We start from the raw sequence: 6,402 nt of genomic DNA on the forward strand, positions 1-6,402 counted from the left end.
AGCTTCTCCGCGGGTCAAATCAGGGCGCGCCAACGCACCCTGGAGGCACGAAGAGGTGCATCCCGCGTGCCAAGAACGGCCGCCCGGACCCGAAGGAATTGCGACCTATGACTTGTACGCCTCAAGGGCGTCCCACAGCCACGGTTGCGTCCAGGGATTCCACGTCGGGTAGCTGACCGACAGGACCGAGAGTCCCAAGAGCGCGGCGGCGGCAAGTTGCGACCACCGCCGGCGGCTGGCCCAATCGGCGGCAGGCTGCATGGCCACGAGCCACAGCGGGGCCATCCAGAAGGCCCAGCGGAAGCCGGCGGTCATGCCGCCGTAATTGCGATCATCGAGCGATCGCGAGATATAAAACGCCACGCACACGACCGAAACCGCGGTGATCGCCAAGCCCCACTCGCGCCAGCCACGATCCCGGCTCGCGCACAGCATTCCAAGCCCGACGATACTCAGCAGCCAGATCGGCGTGAGCGAAAAAATGCCATGATGCCCGATGAGCACGTGAAAGGCATAACGCGGCACCGATTCTTCGCCCTGGTCGATCGGGCTGCGTGCTTCGCGATTCGACCAATAGCTATCCCGGACCTTGCCATCTTTCACGTACTTGAACTTATACCAATTGTTGTCGTCTTCCCGATGAGCATAGGGGATGGCCCACGTGTGATGGGCCAGGTAATTCGTGCCGAAGGACGCGGCCGCGACCAATAACGCCGGCGGCACGAATGCCAGCAGCGTTTGTCGCGGTGCATGCCACGCGACCAGCGCGATCGTCACGCCAAACAACGACAAGGCCGGCAATTCATTCACCGCGGTGAAGGCGGCCATGAACCCGCACATCGCAAAATACCACCAGCGCCGCTCGCCATCCACCGTAATGCGCACGGCAAGATACACCGTCGCAACCGCCGTGACCGCCGCGGGCAAGTGGTTGTTCAGCACGACGGCAAACGTCGAGAGAAACGTGCCGAACGTGGCGCAGGCCATCGTGAAGATGCGCCCCCAATCGGTCGTACCCAATCGATCGGCCAGCTTTCCCCACAGCACGAAATAGATCACCAAAGGCAGCAAGTTGATCGTCACCAGCATGAAGCGGCCGATGGCGAATGGATGCGTCCCCAGGGTCCGGCCCGTCAGCCTTACGATCAGCCAGTATTCGCCGGCGAGAATCGTGGGAAACAGCGGCGGCTTGCTGGAGTAAAGATGCCCTTCGCCCGGCTCGGGCGCGGCATGCCCGGCATCGTCATGCTTTACCATGTCGATCGTGTCCCAGTTGGGCTGTGAGACGACGTCGTCAATTCTGTAGGTTCCGTATTCCACCAGCGCGCGAATCGTGGCCCACCGGCTGCGATCATTGGCGCTCAAGAACGGGCGTTGCTTGGCCCAATCCTTGCGCCCTTCGCGCTTCAGGTGCTGCTCGAGGCGGATGTAATCGAGTGAGTCGACCGAAAGAATCCGGCCGAGGATTCCGCCCGAGGCGATCGCGATCAAGAGCCAATACACGCCCCAGCGCAGCCGGGGCGAAGCATCGTCAGGCGGAGCGTTCATGCAGGCTCTTTTCGTGAGAACGCTCGCGGGGCGGGGTTTCCTCGGCCACCGAGTACGTGTCGGTATCGCGACCGTGGTAAGCCGTGATCAGCTCGGCCAGGAATCCGATCGACATCAATTGGCCGCCGAGCAATAGCGCGCCGAGCGAGTACAGCAAGGCCGGCCGCTGGTGCAAAGGAGGCTTGCCCCATTCGGGATGCAGCTGGGTCGCCACCCAGTACAGGCTCAAGTACGTCAGGCCCAATCCGCCCAACAGAAAGCAAAGCAGCCCCAGCGTGCCCAGCAGGTGCTGCGGCCGCTGGCCGAAGCCGGTGAGAAATTTCACGGTCAGCAGGTCGAGAAACCCTTTCACGATCCGCTGCACGCCGTACTTCGAATTTCCAAAGCGGCGCGGGCGATGATTCACCACCAGCTCGCTGACTTTGAAGCCGCGGGCGTTGGCCAATACGGGCACGAAGCGATGTAGTTCGCCGTACAGCCGGACTTCGTGGAAGATCTCGCGGCGATAGGCCTTCATGCCGCAGTTGTGGTCGTGCAAGCGAACGCCGGTCATGGCGCTGACCATCCAATTGAAGACGCGCGATGGCAGCACCTTGTGCCAGGGGTCGTGCCGCACTTGCTTCCAACCGCTGACGACGTCGAACCCGACGTCCATGTGATTGAGAAAGCGCGGAATCTCGCGTGGATCATCCTGCAGATCGGCATCGAGCGTCACGATGCGCTCGCCGCGCGCCGCGTGAAAACCGGCGCTTAGCGCCGCGGCCTTGCCGAAGTTGCGGCGAAAGCGGATGCCGTGTACGCGCGGGTCCTCGCTGGCCAGGCGCGTGATGACTTCCCACGAGCCGTCCGTCGAGCCATCGTCGACGAAGATGATCTCGATATCGAGCTTCTCGGCCATCGCCACTTCGCTGATTTCGCGGTGCAGCGTGGCCAGGCTGTCGACCTCGTTCAATACCGGGATGACGGCCGACAACATGTTTGGCAAGGCTCAATTCGAGTTCAGGCGGGGATATATCAAGGACGCCGCTCGCCGGGCGCAACAACTCGCCGTCGAGGGCTCTTTTTTGGCGTGAGCGCCCGGCGGCTAGCGAGCCTTGGACGCCGCGTCGGGCGGCTGTTTGCCCATTGCGTATAGGATAATCGAAATCCCTACTTCCGACAGTAGCCAAACCAGCCGAGCGACGAGCGCACAGACGAGCGCCGGCCCTTTTCCCACGGCCGGAGCCAGCAATTCCAGCATCACCGCGTCGCGCACGACCAGGCCGGCCGGAATGAACGAGACGAAGCCGGCCACGATCGACAAGGCGGCGGCCGCGATCGACAGCGCGATTTCCGCCGGCGCTGCGTGCGATGCCTCGCCGTCGATCGCGCAGAGCGCGGCCCAAATGCTCAAGCCCACGAGCAACCACCCGCCGCCGATTTGCGCCCACGCCCCCGCGATACCGCGCAGTCCGAGATGATCGAGCCGGTCGACGGCCGCCGGCGCCGCGCGTTCGATGCCGGCCAGCCGCGCCAGCCGCTTGAAGATCCAAGGCACGGTGGGCGCACCGGCCACGATCATCAAGCCGGCCGAAAGAACGGTCCACTGCCAGCGATCGTGTCGCATCACGAGCAAGATGCCACCGGCGACAAAAGCGCCGACCGCCATCGTGGTCAGCGTCTCGTAAAAGATCGTGGCCGTGGAAACAGCGATACCCACGCCGTCGCGTCTTAGGAGCGCCGTGCGCAGCACGATCACCGTGGCCTTGCCGGGCACGTACTTGCCCAGGCTGCCGATATACCAGGCGCGGATCGTGCCTCCCATTGAGGCCGGCTGGCCGAACAAACCGAGCAGCCGGTGCCAGAAGAGCGCCTGGGGGAATAGCCCCGCCAGGTAAGCGGCTCCCGACACAACCAGCCAGCCAGGATTGAGCGAAGCGGCACTCCACGCGTGCTGTTCCAAGTCGGCCAGCGCCGAGCGAATCGTCCGCTGCATGCCCCACAGCACCGCCGCGACCAGCGCGATCTTGGCGGCGGCGATGATGAATTTCTTTACGCGATTTTGATGCATCGGACGAGAAGAATCGCGCCAGGAAGGTGCCGCCCTACGGCATCGTTTACGGTCCTCCGGGGGCAAACATCGAGTTCGTTTTGCCTCGGGCGGTATGCCGCGCGTGCCGCTTTTGTACAATAAGGTTGCTCGATCCGCCAACGTTGGCGCAGGGAGGCCCTCGCATGTCGCGTATCGTCTCGTTCATCGTGCTTCTGACCATTGCCATCCTGGTCGGGGCACTGTCGTTCATGGTCATGTCCAGCTTCCTGCTGCCCATGTTCCTGGCGCTGGTGCTGGCCGTGATCTTTCGCCCCTTGCACAAGTGGTTCATTTCTCGATCGGCCGGGCATGTGCGCGTGGCGGCTGGGATGACGACCTCGGCGATTCTGCTCATTGTCCTGATTCCCACGCTCTTGATTCTCACGCGGGCCGCGGCCGAAGCGTTCAGCCTGGCCACCGAACTCGATCCGGCCGTGGTGCGCGAGCGGCTTAGCCAGTTGCGGCGCGAGTTTCATCTCGAAATGCCGCCGCAGAACGTGCAAGACACGTTGGCGGCGATTGGCTTTTATGTCGACGAAATCGCTGACGGCATCGAACTGCCCAATCAGCCCGTCGACAAGATCCCGGAGCACCTGCATCAACTGGAGGCGCAATTGAACGTTATTCACGCGCAACTCGCCTTGGATGATCCAAAGCGCGTGGACGAGAGCTTCAACCCGGAAGCACGGCAGCATATCGCCGCATCGTGGCAGGCATTTCACGACCAGGAAACCCGCCTGGCCGAGGCCATCAACGACATGCCACTCTTTACGGCCAGGTTTCCCGAGACGATGGCCGCCTATACGACGTTTCGCGAGTCGCTGATGGGCTCCCAAACCGTGGCCTGGCTGCGCCGGCAGGTGAACCCCGACGACGATCAGATCCGCGCTTTTCAGGAACGCATCCGCCAGACCGCCACCCCGCTGGCCGTCGGCACCGGACAGGCCGTCGGCGGATTTTTGGGAAACGTCATCGTCGGGCTGGGCGTGATGATCATCTCGCTGTACTACTTCCTGGCCGACGGCCCGGCGATGATCCGCGCGCTCATGCACCTCTCGCCACTGGACGACCGGTACGAAGAACAACTGCTCAACGAGTTTTCGACGATCAGCCGGGCCGTCGTCCTGGCGACCTTGCTCTCGGCCTTTGCCCAAGGGCTGCTGGCGAGCATCGGTTACTTCTTCGCCGGCTTTCAGAGTGTGTTCCTGCTCACCGTGGTGACCATGCTCCTGGCGATGATCCCCTTCGTGGGCGCCGCGGCGGTGTGGGGTGCCTGCAGTCTGTGGCTGCTTTTCTATGAACAGCGCAGCATGGCGGCGCTGGCGCTGGCGCTGTACGGAGCGCTAGTGGTTTCGATGATCGACAACTTGATCAAACCGATGGTCCTGCACGGCCAGTCGAAGCTGCATCCCCTCCTGGCTTTGCTGAGCATCCTGGGGGGCATGAAGGCGCTGGGACCGATCGGCATTTTCGTGGGGCCGATGGGCATGGCGTTCCTGCAAGCACTGCTCCACATGTTGCACACCGAGATCGTGGCGCTCGACGAGTCCGCACCCCGAGAGACTCCCCAATTGATGCCACCGGTAGCATGAACTGGATCCGGCGCGGGCGGCCAACGGTCCGGTCGCGCCACCGCCCGTTTCCCTGGCAAAACTTGCAACCCGCCTGGCGCGGGCGGGTTGTTCGACCGCTATTTTGTGTAAAACTTACTGATCGGCTCCTGGCGGCGAGTGCCGTCGGGCCGGACGACTCGGCCGATTGCATCGGCGGATTTCGCAACGACCTACGCAAGGGCACGCTCCCATGAATGGCGTATTGGCGCTCGTCGCGGCTGCTACACTCGGGATCGACGTCGGTTGGCAGCCGCTCGACGACGGCGGACTGGAGTACATCATTCAGCTCGAGCCGCAAACGCTCGACAGCCTGCGCGACGGGCAGGATCTTTCCAGCCAGTTGCCGCCGTCGCTGCAGGGCGTGCGCACCTATCGCATCACGGTCGGTAACGGTCCGCTGCCACACGAAGGCGAACCGCCGCCGGCCACCCCCAACCCGGCCGCCGTTGCCAAGGTTCCCGCCACCGGCCCCGTCCCACAGACGACCTACCAGGTTCCACCTCCACCGGCGGCCGAAGTTCCCTCGAACCCCAATTTCGCGCCGAGCGGCGCGACCGCGCCCAACGGGATGACGGGGCCGACGCCCGGGCCTAACGGAACCGGCGGCCGCCGGTACGGCGCGGGCATCACCAATGCGGGGCCGGTCGGCAATAATGCTCCGAATAGCAATGTTCCGAATAGCGGTGCCCAACCGGGGCAATTGAACTTGCCCCCGCCGCCGGCCGACCCCTCGGTTCCGCCGCTGCACACAGAAGCCGATCCCGCCCCAACGACTCCGCCCAGCAATCCTCCTTACGAGCCGCCTGCGGCAACGACCCGGCCCAGCCTGGGAACCGATCCAGGCGGGACCGCGCCGACTTCGCCCGGCTTTATGCAAAGCCCCATGCCGAGCGCACCAGTTGGAGCAGGCAATTCATCTTCGGCGCCCGGCTTTTCCTACCCGGGCGCATCGCCAGCGATGCGCGGGGAGCCGAAAGCCGCGCCGCCGCCGGCGTCCGCGCCCGCCGAATCGGCCGTCGAACGCTTCAAGCAGCGTGAGGCCGAATCGGCTAAAAAAACCGCGGCCGCCGAGGAAGAAAAAGAGACGCCAACCAAAGATCGCGCGAGCGCGAAAGAACCCACGCCGTGGCTGCCGCTGATCGGCACGCTGCTGGCTTTGTTTGCTTCGTT

Annotated in this window: 5 protein-coding genes; 2 read left to right on the plus strand and 3 right to left on the minus strand. The window is 63.8% G+C overall.

Going from position 1 to position 6,402, the window contains the following annotated elements:
* Positions 1-105: 105 nt before the first annotated feature.
* The 3 genes from VHD36_21985 to VHD36_21995 form a co-directional block, all read right to left on the minus strand.
* Positions 106-1,548, minus strand: coding sequence for a hypothetical protein (locus VHD36_21985; GenBank protein HVU90018.1), 1,443 nt, complete (start codon positions 1,546-1,548; stop codon positions 106-108).
* Positions 1,532-2,524: a glycosyltransferase family 2 protein gene (locus VHD36_21990; GenBank protein ID HVU90019.1), complete on the minus strand. Its 993-nt coding sequence runs from the start codon at positions 2,522-2,524 to the stop codon at positions 1,532-1,534. The genes VHD36_21985 and VHD36_21990 overlap by 17 nt, the downstream gene beginning before the upstream one ends.
* 108 nt (positions 2,525-2,632) lie before the next feature.
* Positions 2,633-3,598: a lysylphosphatidylglycerol synthase domain-containing protein gene (locus VHD36_21995; GenBank protein ID HVU90020.1), complete on the minus strand. Its 966-nt coding sequence runs from the start codon at positions 3,596-3,598 to the stop codon at positions 2,633-2,635.
* Positions 3,599-3,762: 164 nt separating this feature from the next.
* Between VHD36_21995 and VHD36_22000 the strand changes: the two genes are divergently transcribed.
* Positions 3,763-5,211 (plus strand): AI-2E family transporter, encoded by a 1,449-nt coding sequence (locus VHD36_22000; protein ID HVU90021.1) that lies wholly within the window; start codon positions 3,763-3,765, stop codon positions 5,209-5,211.
* 211 nt (positions 5,212-5,422) lie between these two features.
* Positions 5,423-6,402: hypothetical protein (locus tag VHD36_22005; GenBank protein HVU90022.1), on the plus strand; the 980-nt coding region annotated here is incomplete at its 3' end.

This window comes from Pirellulales bacterium, assembly GCA_035546535.1.
Classification (GTDB): Bacteria; Planctomycetota; Planctomycetia; order Pirellulales; family JACPPG01; genus JACPPG01.

Bases quoted from the DNA above. Each gene is read 5' to 3' on its own strand.
- VHD36_21990 (HVU90019.1), bottom strand. From the start codon at position 2,524: ATGTTGTCGGCCGTCATCCCGGTATTGAACGAGGTCGACAGCCTGGCC.
- VHD36_21995 (HVU90020.1), bottom strand. From the start codon at position 3,598: ATGCATCAAAATCGCGTAAAGAAATTCATCATCGCCGCCGCCAAGATC.
- VHD36_22000 (HVU90021.1), top strand. From the start codon at position 3,763: ATGTCGCGTATCGTCTCGTTCATCGTGCTTCTGACCATTGCCATCCTG.
- VHD36_21985 (HVU90018.1), bottom strand. From the start codon at position 1,548: ATGAACGCTCCGCCTGACGATGCTTCGCCCCGGCTGCGCTGGGGCGTG.